The 18,931-nt window shown below is 61.2% G+C and carries 19 protein-coding genes and 1 tRNA gene; 2 read left to right on the top strand and 18 right to left on the bottom strand.

Features of this window, described 5'->3' with window-relative positions; genetic code table 11:
- Window positions 1–5 precede the first annotated feature (5 nt).
- Window positions 6–1,259 carry a Na+/H+ antiporter NhaA gene (gene nhaA / locus FHU41_RS13980; RefSeq protein ID WP_179390218.1) on the top strand — a complete coding sequence of 418 codons (1,254 nt, stop codon included), beginning with the start codon at window positions 6–8 and terminating at the stop codon, window positions 1,257–1,259.
- Here nhaA and FHU41_RS13975 read toward each other — a convergent pair.
- From FHU41_RS13975 to FHU41_RS13890, 18 genes are all read right to left on the bottom strand, one after another.
- Window positions 1,249–2,301, bottom strand: coding sequence for a signal peptidase I (locus tag FHU41_RS13975; RefSeq protein ID WP_179390217.1), 1,053 nt, complete (start codon window positions 2,299–2,301; stop codon window positions 1,249–1,251). The genes nhaA and FHU41_RS13975 overlap by 11 nt on opposite strands.
- A complete protein-coding gene (locus tag FHU41_RS13970; protein ID WP_343046342.1) occupies window positions 2,301–2,891 on the bottom strand; it encodes a SipW-dependent-type signal peptide-containing protein in 591 nt (196 codons plus the stop codon). The genes FHU41_RS13975 and FHU41_RS13970 overlap by 1 nt, the downstream gene beginning before the upstream one ends.
- On the bottom strand, window positions 2,888–3,550 hold the full coding sequence (locus FHU41_RS13965) for a hypothetical protein (protein ID WP_179390216.1): 663 nt from the start codon (window positions 3,548–3,550) through the stop codon (window positions 2,888–2,890). Before FHU41_RS13965 ends, FHU41_RS13970 begins: the two co-directional genes overlap by 4 nt.
- Window positions 3,547–4,155, bottom strand: coding sequence for a signal peptidase I (locus FHU41_RS13960; RefSeq protein ID WP_179390215.1), 609 nt, complete (start codon window positions 4,153–4,155; stop codon window positions 3,547–3,549). Before FHU41_RS13960 ends, FHU41_RS13965 begins: the two co-directional genes overlap by 4 nt.
- Window positions 4,152–4,730 (bottom strand): SipW-dependent-type signal peptide-containing protein, encoded by a 579-nt coding sequence (locus FHU41_RS13955; protein WP_179390214.1) that lies wholly within the window; start codon window positions 4,728–4,730, stop codon window positions 4,152–4,154. The genes FHU41_RS13960 and FHU41_RS13955 overlap by 4 nt, the downstream gene beginning before the upstream one ends.
- Window positions 4,731–4,794: 64 nt before the next feature.
- The gene (locus FHU41_RS13950) at window positions 4,795–5,364 is read right to left on the bottom strand and encodes an alternate-type signal peptide domain-containing protein (protein WP_179390213.1); all 570 of its coding nucleotides are present in this window, start codon (window positions 5,362–5,364) and stop codon (window positions 4,795–4,797) included.
- Window positions 5,365–5,560: 196 nt separating this feature from the next.
- Window positions 5,561–6,013 carry a Fe-S cluster assembly sulfur transfer protein SufU gene (gene sufU / locus FHU41_RS13945; protein ID WP_179390480.1) on the bottom strand — a complete coding sequence of 151 codons (453 nt, stop codon included), beginning with the start codon at window positions 6,011–6,013 and terminating at the stop codon, window positions 5,561–5,563.
- A 7-nt stretch (window positions 6,014–6,020) separates the two neighbouring features.
- Window positions 6,021–7,304 (bottom strand): aminotransferase class V-fold PLP-dependent enzyme, encoded by a 1,284-nt coding sequence (locus tag FHU41_RS13940; protein WP_343046341.1) that lies wholly within the window; start codon window positions 7,302–7,304, stop codon window positions 6,021–6,023.
- A gap of 55 nt (window positions 7,305–7,359) precedes the next feature.
- Window positions 7,360–7,953, bottom strand: a complete 594-nt coding sequence (pth, locus tag FHU41_RS13935) for an aminoacyl-tRNA hydrolase (RefSeq protein WP_179390212.1) — start codon at window positions 7,951–7,953, stop codon at window positions 7,360–7,362.
- A gap of 19 nt (window positions 7,954–7,972) precedes the next feature.
- Window positions 7,973–8,578: a 50S ribosomal protein L25/general stress protein Ctc gene (locus FHU41_RS13930; RefSeq protein ID WP_179390211.1), complete on the bottom strand. Its 606-nt coding sequence runs from the start codon at window positions 8,576–8,578 to the stop codon at window positions 7,973–7,975.
- A 231-nt stretch (window positions 8,579–8,809) separates the two neighbouring features.
- On the bottom strand, window positions 8,810–9,790 hold the full coding sequence (locus tag FHU41_RS13925) for a ribose-phosphate diphosphokinase (RefSeq protein ID WP_179390210.1): 981 nt from the start codon (window positions 9,788–9,790) through the stop codon (window positions 8,810–8,812).
- A 2-nt stretch (window positions 9,791–9,792) separates the two neighbouring features.
- The gene (gene glmU / locus FHU41_RS13920) at window positions 9,793–11,214 is read right to left on the bottom strand and encodes a bifunctional UDP-N-acetylglucosamine diphosphorylase/glucosamine-1-phosphate N-acetyltransferase GlmU (RefSeq protein WP_425503329.1); all 1,422 of its coding nucleotides are present in this window, start codon (window positions 11,212–11,214) and stop codon (window positions 9,793–9,795) included.
- Between the two features lie 202 nt (window positions 11,215–11,416).
- Window positions 11,417–11,488: transfer RNA gene (locus FHU41_RS13915), tRNA-Gln, on the bottom strand.
- Between the two features lie 88 nt (window positions 11,489–11,576).
- Window positions 11,577–13,370 carry an ABC-F family ATP-binding cassette domain-containing protein gene (locus FHU41_RS13910; RefSeq protein ID WP_179390208.1) on the bottom strand — a complete coding sequence of 598 codons (1,794 nt, stop codon included), beginning with the start codon at window positions 13,368–13,370 and terminating at the stop codon, window positions 11,577–11,579.
- A gap of 13 nt (window positions 13,371–13,383) precedes the next feature.
- The gene (locus tag FHU41_RS13905) at window positions 13,384–14,349 is read right to left on the bottom strand and encodes a 4-(cytidine 5'-diphospho)-2-C-methyl-D-erythritol kinase (protein WP_179390207.1); all 966 of its coding nucleotides are present in this window, start codon (window positions 14,347–14,349) and stop codon (window positions 13,384–13,386) included.
- A 43-nt stretch (window positions 14,350–14,392) separates the two neighbouring features.
- Window positions 14,393–15,268: a 16S rRNA (adenine(1518)-N(6)/adenine(1519)-N(6))-dimethyltransferase RsmA gene (rsmA, locus tag FHU41_RS13900; protein ID WP_343046340.1), complete on the bottom strand. Its 876-nt coding sequence runs from the start codon at window positions 15,266–15,268 to the stop codon at window positions 14,393–14,395.
- Between the two features lie 12 nt (window positions 15,269–15,280).
- Entirely contained in the window at window positions 15,281–16,486 is a 1,206-nt protein-coding gene (locus tag FHU41_RS13895) for a transglycosylase family protein (RefSeq protein ID WP_179390206.1), read from the bottom strand.
- A gap of 343 nt (window positions 16,487–16,829) precedes the next feature.
- On the bottom strand, window positions 16,830–17,765 hold the full coding sequence (locus FHU41_RS13890) for a TatD family hydrolase (RefSeq protein WP_179390205.1): 936 nt from the start codon (window positions 17,763–17,765) through the stop codon (window positions 16,830–16,832).
- Between the two features lie 142 nt (window positions 17,766–17,907).
- Between FHU41_RS13890 and FHU41_RS13885 the strand changes: the two genes are divergently transcribed.
- A complete protein-coding gene (locus tag FHU41_RS13885; RefSeq protein ID WP_246279621.1) occupies window positions 17,908–18,930 on the top strand; it encodes an AAA family ATPase in 1,023 nt (340 codons plus the stop codon).
- The last annotated feature ends 1 nt before the right edge of the window (window position 18,931 follow it).

Raw genomic sequence — 18,931 nt, 5'->3', positions numbered from 1 at the left:
CAGCCATGATCACGCACCGTCCCGCCCTGCGGATTTTCCGCCGTAGTTCCTCCTCCGAGCAGTTGCGGATTAGCGCAATCCTGCGCAAGGAAACTGTGGGTGGTGCGCTCTTGTTAGCGGCCACCATTGCCGCCCTGCTCTGGGCTAACTCGCCCTGGTCGGCAGGCTATTTTTCACTACGGGAAGCCAGCTTCGGCATCGATTTCCTGCACCTCAATCTGAGCCTGGGAAGTTGGGCTTCGGATGGCTTATTGGCGGTCTTCTTCTTCGTGGCCGGCCTGGAACTCAAACGCGAATTCGTAGCCGGCGATCTGCGACGTTTCGATCGAGCCATCGTTCCGGTGGCTGCTGCCATTGGTGGGGTGGCCGCGCCAGCGATCATCTACAGCCTGATCAATCTGAATTCAGGCAGCGAGGCGCTGCACGGTTGGGCCATTCCAACGGCGACCGATATTGCCTTCGCTCTCGCCGTGCTGGCGGTAATCAGCACCCATCTACCAACGGCCCTACGGACCTTCCTGCTCACCTTGGCTGTGGTGGATGATCTGATCGCTATCGCCATCATCGCCGTTTTCTATCCGCACGGTCTGCAACCGCAGTATTTACTGCTCGCTCTGCTCCCGCTCGGCCTGTTCAGCTGGCTAGTCCAAAAACGCATTCGTAGCTGGTACTTGCTACTCCCCCTGGCCGTACTGACCTGGGCTTTAGTGCACGCCTCCGGGGTACATGCCACGGTGGCCGGAGTGCTGTTGGCTTTCGCTGTACCGGTCCTGCGTAAGGACCGGAAACCAGAAAACGGCCCGGGGTTGGCGGAGCACTTCGAACATCGGTTTCGACCACTCTCCACCGGGTTGGCCGTACCGGTCTTCGCATTTTTCTCGGCGGGAGTCGCAATCGGCGGCTGGCAGGGCTTCAGCTCGGCACTGGGCGACTCGGTAGCCCTGGGCATCGTGCTGGCCTTGGTGCTGGGCAAGATGGTGGGGGTTTTCGGAGCCACCTTCTTGGTGACCAAAACCACCAGGGCGAGCCTCGACGACGGCTTGGCCTGGATCGATGTGCTGGGCCTGGCGATTCTGGCGGGGATTGGTTTCACCGTCTCCTTGTTGATCAGTGAGTTGGCCTTCGGCAGCGATTCGGCTCATAACGATCATGCGAAAATCGCCATCCTGAGCGCCTCTGTACTAGCTGGTCTGCTGGCCGCGATACTGCTGAGAGCGCGCAACCGGCACTATCGGAGAGCGGCGGAACTCAGCAGGTGAAGGACTTGATCACCAGGGTAATGCTGTAACCAATAGTCCTAGTGGAAACCGGACTAACCCAGTTGGTGCCGGTGATCACCGAATCCACCAGCACGGTGAGTCGACCACTGCTCAGCCCAAGCCCACCCAGCAATGCGCCATCGAAGGCATAGGAGTGTCCGGTACCCACCATCACCGTGCCATTAATTATCCCGCTATAGCGGATCCTGAACTGCGCCCCGGCCGGGAGAGCAGCCGTGGAGTTCCAGGAGACGGTGGCCGAAGAGGGCACGCCGCTCGCAACGCAGTCCGGTGGATTTGGCAGTGGCTGCGGCAGGCTCGCCCCGGTGAAGGTGCCGGAGGTGGCTACCGAGGTGTCCTGGAACACCGCCATTGTGCTTTGTGCCCCGGCGAAAACCAACCCGCCGCTGAGTCCGAGCAGAGTGACAGCGGTGAACAGGCCGCGCCGGCGCCTCGGGGGCTTGGCTGCGCCGACTGTGGCTGCGCTGACTGTCGTCGTGCCGATCGTGGCTTCCGCCGATTCGGGCGAGGCATTCCGACCTCTACTGCCCGGTCGGAACGCCAGCATCAGCAGCACTCCCACCAGCAAGCCGCCCAGGAAAATCGCCCAGGGGCTCTGCAACCAGGCCAATAGATAGCCTAGAATCGGCACCGAGAAAAACACCCGATCGGCCTTGCTGAGCTGATAGGTCTGAACATCAGGCTGCGGATTGGCATCCCCCTTCAGGGTCAGCAGCATTTCTCCATTGCTCATACCCTGAATACCGACCACTCGGTGGGTGACCCGTTCCTGATCTGCGTTTTGCACACTCACCACATCGCCAAGCTGCAACCGGGTAGCTGGCACCTGCTGGACCAGGGCGAGTGCGCCAGTGTCAATGGCCGGAGCCATTGATCCGGAGCGGAAGATCACCGGAGTGATACCGAAAAAGACACCGACCAGCGCGGCTAGCACGCAGAGCAAGCCAAGAATTGCACCCACCGTCAGGGTGATTTCACGGAAAAGTCGCGGACCGCGGTGAAGCTTGAGGGATTCAGTCATTAGGGCACCTGCGTCGCGGTAAAGGAGAGGGTAATGGTGCCGCTCTGACCTTGCAGGGTGTTCGCGGCTGCAGTATCCAGCCAGGCCAGAACACAGAGCGGGTCAGTCGCCGCCGGAACCAGGGTTCGCGAGGCGGTCGCCGCACCACCGATCTTGCCCGAATAGATCGCACCACTGTTGCTCACCATGGTGGGATCACACGTTGCGCTCGCAAAGATTTTGATATCCAAGCCGGTGCTATCGGTCACCAGGGTGCCTGAACCACTCACCGCGATTTGATAACCGAACTTAATGGTGGCGCCATTTTTTACCGTCAGGGATTTCGCCACGGCCGCGCTGATCGGAGTCATCCCGCTGCCGGTGAAGTCGGTGAAAGCAAAGCTCTGCCCCACACCAACCGCACCGTCTGTGCCGGAAGAAGCCTGCCGCAAGGTCAAGTCGATGGTCCCGGCACTGAAAGTTCCTGAGGTGGTGGTGGCGGTGTCCTGCCAAGCGGCCAGGGTGCCCACCGCCCCCAGTCCCAGCACCATGCCCAGACAGAGCAGAACCCGAACCTTGAACCAGGTGGTGTGCGCGGCAAAGTTCTTCACTGCGAGCCACCTCCCGCACTGAATCCCTGCTGAGCCGAGAGACCCGCCTCGGTTGATTGCCGCCGTCGTGCACTCCAGACTGCTAGATAGCCTCCGATAGCGAGCGCGCTACCGAGGAAAAGCGGAAGCAGCACCACCCCGGTATTAGGCAGCGCAGGCTGTACCGTGGCGCCCGATTCCACCGATTCGCTCAGGATCAGTTGGAGGCTCACGGGGACCTTTCGAAGTTGAGTGTCATTGGCCGCAGCGGCAGCCAAGCTGGCTTGCAGGGTCAATTTCTGTCGGCTGCCGGGGGCTATCTGTGCCACTAGCAGTCGTGGACTCTGCCCGGAAGAAGCGTTCCAGCTGGTGCCGCTGCTTGAAGTAAGGCTCAACCCCAGTAAACCGCTCTGCAATAGCTCCCCGAGGGCGCCGTTCAATTCAACGGAGAGCTTGCCCGCCGAGGCCGCCCCATTGCGAACCCAGAACTCCGCACTAATGCTGCTGCCGGGTACCAGTTTCTGGGCGGAATCAAAGAGCGGTCCCGGCAGCGATTGACCCCAGCTGCTACCGTCGCGGCTCAATTCAAGCTCGCCAGCAGCCTGAGCCGCCGGGGCGAAGCAAAGTGAAGCACCCAGGATCAGAGCCAGCATCAGCACAGAATGGCGCCAAAGTTTCATGGGGTCACCTTGCGCTTCCGGCCCAGATAAGCGCTCAGCAGCATATAGGCGGCGTAACCGAGCAGTAGCCCGACGACGATCCAGAGTAACCAGATATGTGCCCCACCGCTGATGGAGCTGTTCAAATACCCAGCCAAGGGAATGGCGTACCAAAGTTTTCCCCTGATCTGCACGGGACGAACGCTCTTGGCATCCGGCGCATTATTGGCATCCCCCTGGGTGATAAACCTCAGCTGCCCATCGGTCGTTGCACTTAGGCCGACAATCCGGTGAGTGACCACCTCGGGTTTCCCCGACTCCAACTGATAGGTGACCACATCACCAATTGCCAGGTCCTTGGGGTCGATCGTTTTGACCACCACTAGGGTTCCCGGTGGGTATCGATGCTGCATTGACCCGGTGAGCACGGTGTAGGCCTGAGCTCCGGCGAATCTGGGGATTCCAATCGCGGCCAGCAACCAAGCCAGGGCGAGGAAAAGCACCAGCCACGACAGGATCTGCGCGCACCACCACAGCAAGCCCTTGGGCTTGCGAAATCTGCGGCCCGCTAGCGGCTCTGCTGGAGCCGGAAAGGGAGTCGGTGAACTCAGCTCTACGCGGCTCATCGTAATTGATCCGCCCGCCAATTGAAGGTCAGGGCGAGCTGCCCTGCCGCACTAGTTTGCGGAGCGGAAGCATTGAAAGTGACCCGCAAGCAGAGCAGACCGGTGGTGGCCGGAAGTAAGGTTTGCACCGCACTGAACTGCGCCGAGGAGGATACCGGTCCGCTGTACAAGGAGGTGCCGGTGGCAGCAGTTCCGTTAACGGGACACTGAGCCGCCGTGCCGACCGCAACAATGCTCACGGTCAGCGCGGATTGGAAGGCCACCGAGGCTGCGTCCCCCGGATTTCCGGTGATCCCGACCAGTCCGTAGGTGAATTTCGTGGTTCCCGCATTACGGATGGTCAGCGGTGCCTGCGCCGACTGCCCGGGCGACATAGCGGTCCCGGAGAGCGCCGCGAAGAGGTAGTTCTTGAGTTGGCTTCCGGAATCTCCGTTGAGTAATACCAGGTTTCCGGTAGTCACGGTGCCAGGGTTAATGGAGGTCTGCGAGCGCCACAAAGCAGCCGTACCGGCCCCGCCCAAAAGGACGAAGGCCAGCACGACCGCGAGGGACGCGAAAATGAACCTCCTGCGCATGAACTGCCAGACTCTCCTTCAGTCCTTGACGGACTTAGTGGATATTTACCAGATCACACCCGCATTAAGGCCGGATTTGTTCCAGTTTGAGCGCAAGGCCGTTCAGATTGGCGCTTTGATTCTCAATCGTCTCGTCATCGGTGCCCGAGGCATTGGTGCCCTTGGCAAAGGCGACCGTGATGCCAACGTCAAAGGTGTAGCTTCCGGGTGCGCTGAAGCTCAGCACCCCGGCTGTGTTGGTGATTCCGGCCGGTAGGTTCGCCGGGGCCACGGTGATGGTGATGTAGGGCTGCCAGGCTACCGGAATGGCTGCCTGCACAGTGGACTGATCAATGGTCAGCTGGCCTTTGAGGTTATTACCGCTCGCCAGAATGGTTAGATTCTGGGTGAAGGCGATAGTGTCCCCGGGAACCAGCTTGAAGGTGGCCGGATCGATGGTCGGAGCGCCGGTAACATCGGTGGAAACGTCTTTCCACACTCCAGCGGCTCCCAGGTTGAGTTTGAGCTGGCCGGTTTGCACCGTACCAGCGTCGACGGTCTTGCTATCCTGCCAGAGCGCGTAAGTGCCAGCGCCCCCGAGCAGAAGGATTCCTGCGATACCGGCAGCGACGCCGGCCTTTGCAACTTTGTTCATTTTCCCTGTCCCCTTATGGTGTTCTGCTCCCCCGGCGCATCTCTTTGAAGATACCGCTATCGGTTAGCGAAGAACATGATATTTGTCCCCAAACGTGTCAATAATGAATAACGTTTCAGCGAAAGAGAATTTCACGACGAAGGCGCGTCTGATTCACACCGAATATTCATTACTGGAATGCCCCAAAAGTCTCGGCTCAGGACAGCTGATTCAGCGCGTCCTCGGCGGCGACCCAGCATAGCATAGCGCATTTTACTCGAGCCGCATAACGGGAGACTCCACCGAAGGCTGCGGCCTCACCCAACACTTCCTCGTCGGGGACGATTTGGCCGCGGGATCGCATCATAGTGCGGAACTCATCGATCAGTTCCCTGACCTCTGCCCGATCCAGTCCTTTGAGTAGATCGCTCAGCACGGAAGCCGAGGCCATCGAGATAGCACAGCCCGCACCGTCCCAACTCAGCGCTTCGACTCGATCCCCTTCAAGATCGAGCCGGACGGTGATCTCATCGCCACAGACCGGGTTCAGCTGATGCGAAGAGGCACTGCGGACGCCGTCACTCCCTGGGGGTTCAGCCAGCGGAGAGCCGTGCCTGGCCTTCGAATGTTCCAAGATGATGCTCTGATACAACGAGTCCAAACCACTCATCGATTCATCACCCCAGTCCAAAGTAGCCACGGACCTCGGAGACCCCTTGCAGGAAGGCCTCAACCTCAGCCGTGGTGGTGTATAGATAGCCACTGGCCCGGGTGCTTGCGGTCAACCCAAGCCTGCGATGCAGCGGTTGTGCGCAATGGTGACCAACCCGCACGGCGATGCCTCGGTCATCCAGGAACTGGCCGACGTCGTGCGCGTGCACACCCTCTACATCAAAAGCCGCCAGACCCAGCCGTTCCACACCGGGAGCCGGGCCGAGTACCCGGACGCCGGGAATCTCCGCCAAACCGGATACCAGCAATTGCCCAAGCTGCGCTTCCCAAGCGGCAATCCGGGACATGCCGGTTTCGCTCAGATAATTGGCCGCAACTGCCCAGGCAATCGCCTGCGAGATACGTTGGGTGCCGGCCTCAAAGCGCTGCGGCGGCGGCAAGTACCCGGCGGATTCCATCGTGACCGAGGTGATCATCGAACCGCCGGTCAGGAAGGGAGGCATTGCGCTGAGCAGCTCGGCGCGGCCATAGAGCGCGCCGATGCCGGTAGGGGCCAGCATCTTATGCCCGGAAAACACCGCAAAATCAACATCCAAGGCTTTTACGTCGACCGGAAGGTGCGGCACCGACTGGCAAGCGTCCAACACCACTAAGGCACCAACCCGATGGGCTAATTCGACAAGTTGCTGGACAGGATTGATGGTACCCAGCACGTTCGAGGCGTGAGAGAAGGCGAAAATTCTGGTCCGCGGCCCGATCAGTTCCGCGGCCCGCTCAAGGTCCAGCTCGCCGTCGTCGGTAATCGGCACGAATTTCAGGCTGGCCCCGGTCCTCCGGGCCAGTTCCTGCCAAGGGATAAGGTTCGCGTGGTGCTCCATCTCGGTCACCAAAAGCTCATCACCCGGGCCGAGCGCGAACCGCTTGGCTTCCGTGCTCACCTCCCCAATGCTGGCATTAGAGAAGGAATAGGCCAGCAGGTTGAGCGCCTCGGTGGCATTGGAGGTCCAGACCAGTTCGTTTTCTTCCGCCCCAATAAAGCTGGCGACGACGGCGCGGGCGGACTCATAAGCTTCGGTCGCCTCCACGGCGAGCCAGTGCGCACCGCGATGGACGGCGGCGTTGCGCTGTTCGTAGAATTCTTGCTCGGCTTCCATCACGCTCAGCGGGTTCTGCGAGGTGGCGCCGGAATCCAGGTAGATCAAGGGAGAGCCATTAACCTCTTGATGCAGCACCGGGAAGTCATTGCGAATGCGTAGCACTTCGATATCAGTCAATGGTGAATCAGTCACTTAACAATTCTCCCACGCTTCACGCGATTGCTTCGGGCCGGAATGCCCTCCGAGCCTATTTAGGGGCGTGAAACTTCTGCTGTGCCTCCAGCAGACCGGTCAGGATAAGGGTTTCGGCGGCGTCCGCGGCATCCTGGATCAGGAACGGTAATTCCTTCTTCTCCGCTGCGGAAAAACCATTCAAGACATGATCCGAGGCGCTGCCGTGCGAGGGGCGGCCCACTCCCACCCGAACCCGGTAATAGTCCTTGGTGCTCAGGGTTCGGCTGATATCGCGCAAGCCGTTGTGGCCGCCCTCTCCGCCGCCAAGCTTGAGCTTGATGGTGTTGAAGGGCAGGTCGATCTCATCTTGGAGCACAATGGTGTGATCGGCCGGGATGCCGAAGAATTTAGCGAGCGCGGCCGTGGGTGCACCGCTTAGGTTCATAAAGGTCTGGGGTTTAGCCAGCACCAGTTTGGGCCGCTCGCCCTCCGAGTCACGCTGGGTGAGCCGCCCTTCGGCGAGCAGGGCTCGGGATTTATGGCTGCGGAAGCTCGCGCCAATCCGTCCGGCTAGTTCGTCGGCTACCAGGAAGCCAATATTGTGCCGGGTACGACTGTAGTCGGGCCCGGGGTTACCGAGCCCGACTACTAGCCAGGTATTGCTCATCTACCGTGAAGGACCGGAATTACTCGGCGGCAGGGGCTTCGGCGGCGGGAGCTGCCTCAGCACCCTCGCTCTCCTCGCCCAGATCCTGAACGGACGGCTCGGAGATGTTCACGATCAACGTCTCGGCGTCGGTCAGCAAGGAAACACCCTTGGGCAGTTCCAGATCGGAGGCGTGCAGGTGCTGGCCTGCCACGCGGCCCTCGATGCTGACCTCCAGGTGCGCGGGGAGGTGAGTAGCCTCGGCCTCAACGCTGACCACATTGGCTTCCTGGTTGGAGACGGCGCCCGGGGCAACCTCACCAATCAGGATGACGGGGATATCGACGGTGACCTTCTCGCCGCGGCGCACGGTCAGCAGGTCGATGTGCTCGATGATCTGCAGTACGGGATCACGCTGGATGTCCTTGACCAGGGCCAGGTGCTCCTCGCCGTTAATGTCGAGGGTAAGCAGTGCGTTAGCGGCACGGGCAGCACGGGTGGTTTCCCGCTCCGGAAGCGCGATGTGTAACGGCTCAGCGCCGTGGCCGTAAATGACGGCGGGGATCTGGTTAGCGCGGCGGGCCCGACGAGCGGCGCCCTTACCGAATTCGGTGCGCAGTTGCGCGGCAAGCTTGATATCAGCCATGAGAACTCCTTCTAGATTGTTCGAGCAAGGACGACTGGGTCGAAACCTCGGAAGGAGTTCGAACCGTGTCGATCACGGAAAACCAAAGGTCTTCCCTCGCCAAGGTACCGACCAAGTTTAGCACCGTTTTTCCGCGCGAATTCGCGTCCTAGTCACCAATTCGCCTGAACTAACAGGCGAATCCGAGACCAAGGCGCGAACTCGCGTGAAAAGAGTGGAGCGCCCCAATCCCTAGGCTTGGCCGTCGAAGAGGGAGGTGACGGAGCCGTCCTCGAAAACCTGCCGGATGGCGTTGGCGATCAGCGGTGCAATCGAGAGCACGGTGAGCGAGGGGAAACGCTTCTCCGGCGGAATCGGCAAGGTGTTGGTCACCACTACCTCGCGAGCACCGCATTCGGCCAGTCGCTGTGCGGCTGGATCGGAGAAGACGGCATGCGTTGCCGCGATGATGACGTCCCGGGCTCCGGCGTCTTTGAGGACCTTGACGGCTCCGGCAATGGTCCCGCCGGTATCGATCATGTCGTCAATCAACACACAGGTGCGACCCTCAATCTGGCCCACCACCTGCTTGGAAACAGCCTGGTTGGGCATGGTCAGGTCCCGGCTCTTGTGCACGAAGGCCAGCGGTGCCCCACCCAAGCGGTCCGCCCACTGCTCGGCTACCCGGACTCGACCGGTGTCCGGGGAGACCACGGTGATCTCTTCGACGTTGACCTTGGTGCGGATGTAGTCAGCCAATAAGGGAGTGGCCATCAGGTGATCCACCGGGCCATCGAAGAAGCCCTGGATTTGGGCGGTGTGCAGATCCACGCTGAGCAATCGATTGGCACCGGCGGTTTTGTACATATCGGCCACCAGCCGGGCAGAAATCGGCTCCCGACCGCGGCCCTTTTTGTCCTGCCGCGCGTAGGGGTAGAAGGGCGAGACCACGGTAATTCGCTTGGCCGAGGCGCGCTTGAGTGAATCGATCAAAATGAGCTGCTCCATCAACCAGTGATTGAGCGGAGCCGGATGGGCTTGCAGAACGAAAACGTCGGTACCACGCACGCTCTGCGCAGAACGGACGTAGATCTCTCCGTTGGCAAAGTCATAAGCGTCGATGGGCAGTAACTCAGTACCCAGTTCGGCCGCAATCTGCTGAGCCAGCTCCGGATGGGCGCGGCCGGAGGCCAAGAGCAGTTTCTTCTCGCCGTGGGCGGTAATTGCACTCATAACTACTTGCCTTCCCCTGATGGAGCATCGATCGACTGGTTGGATGAAGCTTCGAGAGCAGTCAGGGCGGCTTGCGCCAGCTCGGCCGAGCGCGATCCAGGCCGGTGATTAATAACCCATTCCTCGGCATTGCGCTGAGCGGCGATGCTGAGGGCCAGGGCACCCGGTGGCACCGAATTGCGCAGCACAGCTCCGGCGCCGCTGTAGGCGCCGTCGCCGACCTCCACGGGGGCCACGAAAACAGTGTTGGAACCGGTGCGCACCCCGGAGCCGATCACGGTGCGGTGCTTCTTCTCGCCGTCGTAATTAGCAGTGATATTGCCGCAGCCAATATTGGTGTCTTCACCGATCTCCGCATCGCCGGCATAACCGAGGTGGGAAAGCTTGGAGCGTGCGCCGATCCGGACGTTCTTCGTCTCGTAGAAGGCTCCGATTTTGCCTTGCTCCCCCAGCACAGTGCCGGGACGCAGGTAGCTAAAGGGTCCCACGCTGGCACCGGCCGAGATGATGGCTCCCGAACCATGGCTGCGGGTAACCGTGGCGGCTTCGCCGATCTGCACATCGGTGAGGGTGCAATCCGGCCCCACCACTGCGTCGCGCTCGACAGTGGTGTTGCCGTGCAACTGGATTCCGGGGAGCAGGGTGACGTCCTCGGCCAGCACCACCTGAACATCAATCCAGGTGCTGGCGGGATCCACCACGCTCACCCCGGCACGCATCCACGTCTCCAGCAGCCTTCGGTTCAATTCAGCGCCTAGCGCGGCGAGCTGCACCCTGTCGTTGGCGCCCTCAACCTGCCAGCGGTCATCGGTCGCGACGGCGGCGACCCGGCCGCCGTCCTGCGCTGCCAAGCTCAACACATCGGTCAGGTACATCTCGCCCTGCGCGTTATCCGTGGTGACCTGGTCCAGTGCCTTGCGCAGCACCGCAGCGTCGAAGGCATAGATACCGGAGTTGATCTCCCGGATTTCCCGTTCGGCTTCCGAGGCGTCCTTATGCTCGCGGATGCCGGAGACCGTGCCATCGGCGGAGCGCAGAATACGGCCGTAACCGCTCGCGTCGTCGAGTACCGCGCTCAGCACGGTGACGGCATTGGCCTCGCTGCGGTGATGCTCAACCAGTTCCCGCAGGAGTTCGGTGGTCAGCAGCGGTACATCGCCATAGCTCACCACCACGGTGCCGACGGCGTCGGGCATGGCTTCCAGGGCTACCTGCACCGCACGTCCGGTGCCAGGGATCTCGTCCTGGTCCACGATCAGTGCGGCCGGATCGAGCTGGGAAATCTTCGCGGCGACCAGATCGCGTTCATGCCGGACCACTGCAGCCAAGCGCTGTGGCTTCAAGCCACGTGCCGCGGCAAGCGCGTGACCGATCATCGGCAGGCCGCCAATTTCATGCAGAATCTTCGGCGTTCGGGATTTCATTCTGGTGCCGGCTCCGGCAGCTAGGACTATGACCGAGAGTTCGGTGGCCTCAGGGGCCTCGGACGGCACGGAATTCAACCTGAGCACTCCTGTTGTTCGCTTGCGCTTGCCCCAGCCGCTCGGCGAACGACCGGTACTGGGTGATGAGGACCATTCTACCTAGTCGATGCCCCCACACCCTTCCCGACGCAAACCGCCGGGGTTCCGCCCATAGGATTCGAACCTATACTCCACAGCTCCAAAGGCTGGGGTGCTGCCATTACACCAGAGCGGATCGTGCACTGTTGGCACGGACATCTAGTCTGCCATGACTGCGGCCCACTGCGCGAGTCGAGCGCGGAAAGGATGGCCCCAAGCCGCCCTTAGCCCAGCACTTCAGCCGCCTCAAGCCACTCCAGCTCCAAGTTCTCCTTTTCTTGCTGCAGCTCGCGGAGCGAGGCGTTCAGCTGTCCCAGTTGATCAAAGTCTCCGGACATGGAGGCCTCCTCCATTTGCTGGTGGACCCGTTCTTCCTGCTGAGTGAGCTTCGCCAGTTGGCGCTCGATCCGGTTCACATCCTTGCGAGCTTGCCGCAAATCGGCCTCCGAAGCACCCTGGCTTGAAACCGCCTGCGGCGCTGAGGCGACTGCCGCCTCCATGCCGTGCCGCAGCTCCAAATACTGATCCACGCCGCCCGGCAAATCCCGCAATTTTGCATCGCCCAGCAGCGCCATCTGACGATCGGTCACCCGTTCCAGCAGGTAACGGTCGTGAGAAACCACCACCAGGGTTCCGGGCCAGCCGTCAAGCAAGTCCTCCACGGCAGCCAAGGTGTCGGTGTCCAGGTCATTGGTGGGCTCATCGAGCATCAGCACATTCGGCTCCCCCACCAGCAACCGCAGTAGTTGCAAACGACGGCGCTCACCACCGGAAAGCTCGCGGACCGGCGTCCACTGTTTGTCCTTGCTGAACCCGAGCTGCTCGACCAACTGCCCGGCCGTAACCTCTCGGCCACCGATGCTGACCACTCGCTTCTCGGCTTCGATCACCTCAAGAACCCGCAGCTCGGAAACCTCATCGAGTTCGGTGACCTCCTGGCTGAGCAGGGCGGTCTGCACGGTCTTACCGCGTTTTAACCGGCCCGAGTCCGGTGCCAACTGGCCGTTGAGCAGTCGCAGCAGGCTGGTCTTCCCCGCCCCGTTGACCCCGACAATGCCGAGCCGTTCGCCGGGAGCAAGCCGCAGCGTGAGCTTATCGAAGAGGGTGCTCTCCCCCAGCCTCAGGCTGACGTTCTCAAGATCCAGCACGTCCTTGCCCAGCCGTGCGGTGGCGAGCTTATTCAAGGCCACGGTGTCTCGCGCCAGCGGCACATCGGCGATTAATTGGTTCGCCGCTTCGATCCGGAACTTAGGCTTTGCGGTACGGGCCGGGGCACCGCGGCGCAGCCAGGCCAGTTCCTTTTTGACCAGTTGAACCCGCTTGTTCTCCACCACCGAAGCCATTCGATCCCGCTCTGCCCGGGCCAGCACATAGGCGGCATATCCGCCGTCGAAGGCGTCAACGGTGGCGTCATGGACCTCCCAGGTCCGATTACACACCTCGTCCAGGAACCAGCGATCGTGGGTAACCACCAGGAAGGCGCCCTCGTTGGCTCGCCAACGGGTTTTTAAGTGTTCGGCAAGCCAGGCCACGCCTTCCACATCGAGATGGTTAGTGGGCTCGTCCAGCATGATCACCTCATGCTCACCGATCAGCAGTTTAGCCAAGGCCACTCGGCGCTTCTGACCGCCGGAAAGCGATGACACCTTGGCTTCCCAATCGACTTCACTGACCAAGCCACCCATCACTTCTCGGACCTTGGGATTTGCCGCCCACTGGTGCTGTGCGCTTTGGTCGTGGGCGCGTTCACCGACAATCGCGGCACCCACAGTGGAATCGCCGTCGAGCACATCGGATTGATCCAGGTAACCCACATTCAGTCCGCGACGGGCAGCCACCCGGCCGGAATCAGGGCTCTGCCGTCCGGCCAGTAACCGCATCAGGGTGGACTTTCCGTCGCCATTGCGCCCCACCATGCCGATCCGGTCGCCGTCCTCCAGCCCAAGGGTGAGCGAATCGAGCACCGTACGGCTCGCGAAGTGGACGGTGAGGCTTTCGCCGCCTAGTAAATGTGCCAAGGTGTCCTTCGAACTAGTGAATCAAATCGGAGACGATTTTTGCACCATGCACGGGCGAATGCACAGCGAGCGCGCTTCGTCCCGAGAGGCTTAGTCGCTCGGCGAGCTCCGCGGCATGTTCCTCGGAACTCGCAAGCAAGGCCACGGTTGGCCCGGAACCGGAGACGATACTCGCCAGTGCACCGAATTCAGTACCCTGTTCCAGCATTTCGGCAAGTTGTGGGGCGAGCTTGGTGGCGGCCGGCTGTAGATCATTGTGCAGCACCCCGGCCAGGCTCTGGGCATCCCCTGCGCGCAGCGCACGCAGAATAGCCGGATCGATCTGTTCGGGCTCCTTTGGCTCCTTGCCGCGAGCCACCCGAAGCCGGTCCAGGGCGGTGAAAACGGTGGGGGTGGAAAGGCCGAAGTCTGCAAACACCAGGGCCCAGTGCAGCGGATTCGGAGCCAAAGCGGGCGTGAGCTCGTCACCAACCCCAAGCCCGACAGCGGCCCCTCCTAACAGCGCGAAGGGCACGTCCGCGCCCAGCTCAGCGGCCAGATGGGTCAGCTCCTCACGGGATAGCCCCGAGTTCCAGAGCGCATCGCAGGCGAGCAGGGTCGCTGCTGCATCGGCCGAACCGCCGCCCATCCCGCCCGAGATCGGTACCCGCTTGGTGATCTCCAGGTGCACGCCGGTGGCCTGCTCACTCACATCGGCCATTAGCCGGGCGGCCCGGACTGCCAGGTTACTTTCGTCCAAGGGAAGATTCTGTCCCAGGGATCCTGCTCTCAGGCTTACCGTGATTTCTCCCGCGGGCGCGGTGGTTGCCGCGATTTCCTCGTAAAGGGACACTGCCAAGTAGACACTGGCCACCGAGTGGTAACCATCGTCCCGGAGCGGTCCTACCGAAAAGGAGACATTGATCTTCCCTGGGGCCTTCACCCGGACGGTGCGGCGCTGCGTAGGAGCCGGTGCTGGGGTGGCGCGTGATGGCGTCATAGCCCTAACCTATCAATGCTTGGGCCTCTCAACGCTCGGGAGCTCAGGAGTCCAGCCTGGCTTCGGCGATCCTGGCAAAGGCGGTAACGTCCAAGACTTCGCCGCGGGCGCTGGGATCAACTCCGGCGGCCAGGATGAGTTCCTCGGCGCGCGCGCCACTACCGGCCCAACCGGAGAGCGCGGCCCGCAAAGTTTTACGCCGCTGGGCGAAGGCCGCATCGATAACCTCAAAGACCTGAGCCCGCTCGGCGCGGCACTGCGGAGGTTCGCGGCGGATGAACTCAACCAGCCCGGAAGAGATCTTGGGGGCTGGCCAGAAAACGTTCATTCCAATCACGCCAGCTTTGCGGACCCCGGCGTACCAGGCCGCCTTGACCGAGGGAACCCCATAGGTTTTATTTCCGGGGGTCGCGGCTAAGCGGTCCGCCACCTCGTCCTGAACCATCACCAGCCCATGCTGCAAGGACGGGAAGTGCTCCAGTAGGTGCAGTACCACGGGAACGGCAACGTTATAGGGCAGATTGGCCACCAGCGCGGTCGGCTGCCCCGGTAGTTCGGTGACCTTGAGCGCGTCGGCGGCAACGACGTCGAGCGCGGCCACCTTTTCCGGCCGAAATTCGGCAATGGTTTTCGGTAGCCGAGCGGCCAGCCTCGAATCTATTTCGACGGCGATCACCCGCTCAGCGGCATCCAGCAAGCCTAGCGTCAGCGAACCCAGACCCGGCCCAACCTCTAGCACGGTTTCCCCGGGCTGCAACTGGGCAGCCAGCACGATCCGCCGAATGGTGTTGCCGTCAATGACGAAGTTCTGCCCCAGCGTCTTGGTGGGCCGAAGATCAAGTTCGGCCGCCAATCGGCGGATGTCGGCAGCCCCCAATAATGGCAAAGGGGATTCAGTATTGGACGGCGGCAAGCTCACCAGGGAAGTCTACTAGCCGGCAGCGCCCGCGCAGCCCCACGGTCCCAGTCCAGCCTTGGCGTAGTACGTGTTTGCGACTGCGATCTGCTGGGCCCGGGTAGCCAAGTCGGCGCGCGGGGCGTAAGCGCCACCACCGTTGGCGAGCCAGGAACCGGCGTCGAACTGCAGTCCACCGTAGTAGCCGTTACCCGTGTTGATCGCCCAGTTTCCGCCGGACTCGCACTGCGCAATCCGATCCCACATGCCATCGTTCGCGGTGGCCGGAGGCGTTGCCCCGGTATTTGAAGCGGTGCTGGTCTTCGTGTCAGCACTGCTCGTGTCGGTGCTGCTCGCATCGGTGCTGGTATCGGTTGTCTTCGGCCGGTCCTTGCCACCGATGGTGACCTTCTGAGTCACCGGAGCCACGCTCTCAACCTGGCTCAGCAGCGTCCGGTTCACCTCGTGACCGTCGATGGTGAGAATCTGATAAGTCTTGTCGAGCTTACCCACCACACCCTGCTGCGTTACCTTCTTCTCATCCTTGAAAGTCTTAGGGTCAACCGTTTCCACCGTCTGGAAGGGCACGTCCTGGCTCAGCGTCGCCTTGCCGTCCGTCTTCAGGCGGGAAACCTTGATCACCATATCGGCCACAACAGGGGCGGAACCGGGAACGGAGACCAGGTCCTTGGCTCCCACCGTCACGCCAGCTGCCTTGAGCACATCGGCAACCTTGGTCGCCGTCGTGGTCTGCACCTTCCGCTTACCATCGGCAATCACCTGAACCTCTTTCGGGGTGGTGATTTCCAGCTGAGTTCCGTCTTCGGCTAAGGGGGTGTCCTGGGCGACATTGACCACCGCGTTGGAAGCGACGCCCAGTTGACTGATCAGATCGGCAACCTTACCTGCGTAGGTCTGCACCACGGTCTGCGCACCATCGAGGGTGACCGTGACATCCTTTGAGGTGTTCACCGTAATGGTGGAACCATTGGAAACCGAGGCGTCCAGGGCCGGAGCGACATTGTCCTGGGCGGAAACCTTCACATTGGCGCTGTGCAGAACATCGGCCACCGAACCGCCAAAGGTCTGCACCGAGCTTTGCGCTCCATCCACCGTCAGTTTGACGGTTTTATTGGCGCTGATGAATCCGACCAAACCAATCACCAGTGCAATAAGCACCAGCGACTGCCCACCGATTTTCACCCAGCTCAACTTGCCATTACTTGTGAAGAAATTCGCCACAAAGAACTCTTAACTACTCAAGGGTCCGGGCACGGAGACAAGCGCATAGCGATCAACTGACCCGGTACAGACCGAGCCCGATGGGCATAACGCACCGCCTGCACCTGAAAATAGCCGCGAAAAGCTATGTTTTCACGGCTGACGTGAGCCCTCCGAGTTGCCTCGACGAGGGTTCACGTTTCTAGAACCTTCAAGTGCGACGATGTCCGCAGGTCTTCCCCGACCCCGGCTATTCCCCTCCACTGTAACCGAACCGTTACCAATTCACCAAGAAAAGTAACAAAATGATGTGAGCCAGGACACATTACTGTCACCTCGGGCACCGTTTCAGCCTTAGGCAGCATTAGTCCCAGGAGCCATAAACAGCCTCGGTATTAGCTCTCAACTGAGCCCCGAATTTGGCCAGATCCGCTGCCCTCAGCTGAGCCATCGATCGCACCGTATAGGGCACCAAATAGCTCGCATTCGGCTGCCCGCGGAAGGGGTGCGGGGTGAGGAAAGGTGCATCGGTTTCCACCATTAGCAGCTCCTCTTCCGCCAGCAATAACGCTTCCCGCAAGGGGGCAGCATTCTTGAAGGTCACGGTTCCAGCAAAGGACATGTACCAGCCCTGCTCATTGCAGATCTTGGCCAGCTCGGCATCGCCCGAAAAGCAGTGGAAAACCACCGTGTCCGGCGCCCCCTCCTCACGAAGCAGCCGGATAACATCCTGATGCGCGTCCCGGTCATGGATCTGCAGGGCCAGCCCGAGCCGCTTAGCCACATCGATATGCCGACGAAAGGAGTGGTGCTGCTGCTCCCGACCGTCCACGCCGGTGCGGAAATAGTCCAGGCCGGTCTCGCCAATGGCTCGGATCCTGGGATGCGCGGCGAGTTCTTCGATTTCCTGCAGGGCGGCCTCTAGCGACCCGCTTTCAGCCAGCAACGGGGCATCATTGGGATGGATCGCCACCGCTCCAAGCAGCCGTCGGTCCGCTTGCACCGCTGCCACCGTAAATCGGGACGATTCCAGATCACAGCCCACTTGGACCGCCCCTTGCACTCCGACCGCCTGTGCAGCATCCAAGGCCTGGCGAACGGAGACTTCCAGTAGCCCGTCGCGGAAGTCCAAATGGGTGTGGTTATCGATCACCGGCTCGGGAAGCGGCTCCGGCGCGGGTGGGTAATCGAGCTTGCGACGGCGGCCGCCCTCGTCCACCGAAGCGCGAGCCTGGCTGGAGTCTAAGGATGCTTCGACGTCGTCCGGGGCACGGTAGGCCAGCGGGATCTCAGAACTCATGGACACCACTCTAACCAGCTAAGGACGCCCAACAAGCTCCCGGATTGGCGGCGGAACCCGGCGCACCCTGCCAAGCACCGGGCCAAGATAGTAACCTTGATCACACCAGCCAAGCGAGCAGGTAGATGTGGGGAGCATTAGATTGAGTCAACCGCAGTTTCACACCGAACAAAATCATCGTGACCAGCACCCTGTTCCGGCAACTGTTTCAGCGGAGCAATTCCAACTTCTCAGCAGCAATATTCTTCGCGAGATCAACACCGTAATGGATGGCAAGGCGGAAGCCGCTCGATTGGCGCTGACCGTTTTGCTTGCCGAGGGTCATTTACTGCTGGAGGACGTTCCTGGAGTGGGCAAGACCATGTTGGCCAAAACCCTGGCCCGCACCATTGACTGCTCGGTGAGCAGAATCCAGTTCACCCCGGACCTGCTGCCCTCCGATGTCACCGGAGTTTCAATCTTCAACCAGGCATCTCAACAGTTCGAATTCAGGCCCGGTGCTGTTTTCGCCAATATTGTGATCGGTGACGAGATCAACCGAGCCTCCGCGAAAACCCAGTCGGCGCTACTGGAATGCATGGAGGAACACCAGGTCACGGTGGACGGGCAGTCCTACTCGCTGGGTGAACCGTTCATGGTGATAGCCACCCAGAACCCGATCGAGATGGAAGGCACCTACCCGCTACCGGAAGCCCAGCGTGACCGCTTTATGGCGAGGATTTCAATGGGCTATCCCGATGCGGCGGCGGAGCTCGAAATGTTGGAAACCCATCAGTCGGTCTCACCGCTCAACGAAGTGCGTCCGGTGGCCACCGGAAACGATATTGCCGCCATGATCAGAACGGTCCACTCAATCTATGTCTCCCCCGCGGTCAAAGAATATATTGTCGCGCTGGGGCAAAGTACCCGGGAGCATCCGCAGATCAGGCTCGGCGCTAGCCCCCGCGCACTTCTACAACTGCTGCGGGCCGCCAAGGCCACAGCTGCCCTAGCCAAACGCGACTTCGTGCTTCCCGATGACGTTTCAGCCATTGCTGGCGCTGTGCTCTCACACCGGATCATTCTGGACCGCAAGGCGGTGGGAGCCGGGGAGACGCCGGGCGGCATCCTCACCGCTATCCTGGCCAAGCTGCCGGTACCGCAGCAGAGCTCCCCACGGGGTTAAT

Source organism: Psychromicrobium silvestre (assembly GCF_013408295.1).
GTDB classification, from domain to species: domain Bacteria; phylum Actinomycetota; class Actinomycetes; order Actinomycetales; family Micrococcaceae; genus Renibacterium; species Renibacterium silvestre.
The sequence above is the reverse complement of the archived record's forward strand: the minus strand, read 5'-3'. Positions and strand labels throughout refer to the sequence as shown.

What these genes read in the sequence shown, in the direction of transcription:
- FHU41_RS13905 (WP_179390207.1), bottom strand. Translation starts at nt 14,349, where the DNA reads ATGACGCCATCACGCGCCACCCCAGCACCGGCTCCTACGCAGCGCCGC.
- FHU41_RS13965 (WP_179390216.1), bottom strand. Translation starts at nt 3,550, where the DNA reads ATGAAACTTTGGCGCCATTCTGTGCTGATGCTGGCTCTGATCCTGGGT.
- pth (WP_179390212.1), bottom strand. Translation starts at nt 7,953, where the DNA reads ATGAGCAATACCTGGCTAGTAGTCGGGCTCGGTAACCCCGGGCCCGAC.
- nhaA (WP_179390218.1), top strand. Translation starts at nt 6, where the DNA reads ATGATCACGCACCGTCCCGCCCTGCGGATTTTCCGCCGTAGTTCCTCC.
- FHU41_RS13955 (WP_179390214.1), bottom strand. Translation starts at nt 4,730, where the DNA reads ATGCGCAGGAGGTTCATTTTCGCGTCCCTCGCGGTCGTGCTGGCCTTC.
- glmU (WP_425503329.1), bottom strand. Translation starts at nt 11,214, where the DNA reads ATGAAATCCCGAACGCCGAAGATTCTGCATGAAATTGGCGGCCTGCCG.
- FHU41_RS13960 (WP_179390215.1), bottom strand. Translation starts at nt 4,155, where the DNA reads ATGAGCCGCGTAGAGCTGAGTTCACCGACTCCCTTTCCGGCTCCAGCA.
- FHU41_RS13890 (WP_179390205.1), bottom strand. Translation starts at nt 17,765, where the DNA reads ATGAGTTCTGAGATCCCGCTGGCCTACCGTGCCCCGGACGACGTCGAA.
- sufU (WP_179390480.1), bottom strand. Translation starts at nt 6,013, where the DNA reads ATGAGTGGTTTGGACTCGTTGTATCAGAGCATCATCTTGGAACATTCG.
- FHU41_RS13925 (WP_179390210.1), bottom strand. Translation starts at nt 9,790, where the DNA reads ATGAGTGCAATTACCGCCCACGGCGAGAAGAAACTGCTCTTGGCCTCC.
- FHU41_RS13930 (WP_179390211.1), bottom strand. Translation starts at nt 8,578, where the DNA reads ATGGCTGATATCAAGCTTGCCGCGCAACTGCGCACCGAATTCGGTAAG.
- FHU41_RS13950 (WP_179390213.1), bottom strand. Translation starts at nt 5,364, where the DNA reads ATGAACAAAGTTGCAAAGGCCGGCGTCGCTGCCGGTATCGCAGGAATC.
- FHU41_RS13975 (WP_179390217.1), bottom strand. Translation starts at nt 2,301, where the DNA reads ATGACTGAATCCCTCAAGCTTCACCGCGGTCCGCGACTTTTCCGTGAA.